Source organism: Parvibaculum sp. (assembly GCF_035511255.1).
Lineage (GTDB): Bacteria > Pseudomonadota > Alphaproteobacteria > Parvibaculales > Parvibaculaceae > Parvibaculum.
Genome location: NZ_DATKFR010000006.1, coordinates 1 through 2,092 on the forward strand (window position 1 = coordinate 1; position 2,092 = coordinate 2,092).

General features: G+C 65.9%; 2 protein-coding genes. One reads left to right on the forward strand and one right to left on the reverse strand.

Annotated elements, in window-relative coordinates; translation table 11 throughout:
* The coding region (locus VMR03_RS00190; protein WP_325401078.1) for a hypothetical protein at positions 1–864 on the reverse strand (864 nt) is incomplete at its 3' end.
* 301 nt (positions 865–1,165) lie between these two features.
* Between VMR03_RS00190 and mnmA the strand changes: the two genes are divergently transcribed.
* A partial coding sequence (mnmA, locus tag VMR03_RS00195; RefSeq protein WP_325401080.1) for a tRNA 2-thiouridine(34) synthase MnmA occupies positions 1,166–2,092 on the forward strand: 927 nt, incomplete at its 3' end.

Here is a 2,092-nt window from a genome sequence, read left to right on the forward strand (position 1 = left end):
TGCGGCGGTCGTGACCGTGGCGATGGCCGGCGCGTTGGCCGGTTGCGCGGGCGTTGTGGCGCGTTCCGACGTCTTTTCGGCCATGTCGGCGGCCGCCTGATGGCCAAGCCCCTCGACCTTTGGCTTTACGGCAAGGCCGGAGTCCGCATCCACCTCGCCGGTGGCATCCGGTTGATCCGTCTGCGCGTCGCCCGTGACCGATTGCGCTTCTGCAGCCGCCGCAAGTGCGGCGTCGGTAGGGGAGGTGGGCGCGGTGACCGGAAGGGCGGTATCGGGTACGGCCGTGGCTCGGGTCGCGGTTTTTACGATGGCTTGCTGTTGGGGCGCGGGAGGCGCGACCAGCAGACTGACGATGGCCGCATCGTTGCTCTTGTCGGCAACCGCCTTGCCGTCGTCGTCCGGCTTCTGCACCGCTGTGGCGTTCTTGGCGGGCGCTTCGATCGCGGGCTCGACGTGAAGACCATCGTCCTCTGTCGGGTTCGTGGTTTCCTCGACGGTCGAAGCGGTCGCCTCGGTTGTGCCGGCCGTCGCGGGTGTGGCGGGCTTGGTCGCCAAATCCGTCTTGGTCTGAGTATCCGTCTTCGGCGCGGCGTCGGCTGATTCCGTCGTGGGAAGCGGCAGGTCCGTCGGCTGAAGGTCTGCGGCGCTGTTGGCCTCCGGCGCAGATGTGTCGGAAGCAGGCTGGCCGGCGGCCGTGTTCGTGGCCGCGTCGCTGCGGGTCTCTGTCCGGCCGCGCTCGCGCTGACGCTGGTCGTCGCGCCTCTCGGCGGCGCGTGTTTCAGGACTTGCCGACCGGTCCAGATGACGTTCGAAGGCGTCCGCGCCCCCCGAACTGTCGGCGGTACGCGACGGCGCGGCGATCAAGGATGTCGGATCGACCTGAGCGACGCGAAAATTAACGGAAGATGGCAGACCCATAGCGCCTCGGCTTGCTGGAACTTTTGTTCGTTCCCCTTGAACGCAAGCAGCGGGCCATCTGAGCGGGTATAAAAATGCGTTTTAAATCAATATGTTGGTTGGCGCTCGTCACTGCCGTCCAGGTTCTCTCCTGCCGGGTCGGCAAATTCTGCCGGGGCAGGGTGTCCCGGTCGGCGAGGCTTGCCCTTCCCGGCAACACTCCTATTATGCGGCCTCTTTCGAGACCCCCAGCGGGTGGAAGACGATCATGCGTGAGCCCTTCGACGAAGCGACAGGCCTGAACAGCCTCGATCTCCCGGGACGCCCCGAGGAGACGCGGGTGGTCGTCGCCATGTCGGGCGGCGTCGATTCTTCCGTCACGGCCGCGCTTCTGAAGGAGCAGGGTTACGACGTCGTGGGCATCACGTTGCAGCTCTACGATCACGGCGAGGCGGTCAAGCGCAAGGGCGCCTGCTGCGCCGGTCAGGATATTCACGATGCGCGCCGCGTCGCCGAGATGATCGGCATCCCGCATTACGTGCTCGACTATGAAGAGCGTTTTCGCCGCTCGGTGATGGACGACTTTGCCTCCTCCTATGCGGTAGGCGAAACGCCGATCCCTTGCGTCCGCTGCAACGAGCGCGTGAAGTTCCGCGATCTTCTCGACACGGCGCGCGATCTCGGCGCGGCGGCGCTCGCTACCGGGCATTATATCGCCAGCCGTCAGGGGCCGAACGGTCGCGAACTTCATCGCCCGAGCGATCTCGATCGCGACCAGAGCTATTTCCTCTTCACGACGACGCGCGAACAGCTCGACTTCCTGCGTTTTCCGCTTGGCGATCTCACCAAGCCGGAGACGCGCGCGCTCGCGGAACGCATGACGCTGCCGGTGGCGCAGAAGCCCGATAGTCAGGACATCTGCTTCGTGCCGTCGGGGCGCTACACGACCATCGTTCAGCGGCTGAAGCCGGACGCGGCGGAAGAGGGCGACATTGTCGATCTCGAAGGCCGGGTGCTCGGCCGCCACAAGGGCATCATCAACTACACGATCGGCCAGCGGCGCGGCCTCGGTCTCGGCGCGAATGAACCGGAAGCGCAGCCGCTCTTCGTCGTAAAGCTCGACGCGGCGCGCCGCGAAGTCGTGGTCGGTCCGAAGTCGGCACTCGAAACGCAGCGGTTGATCCTGCGCGAGGTG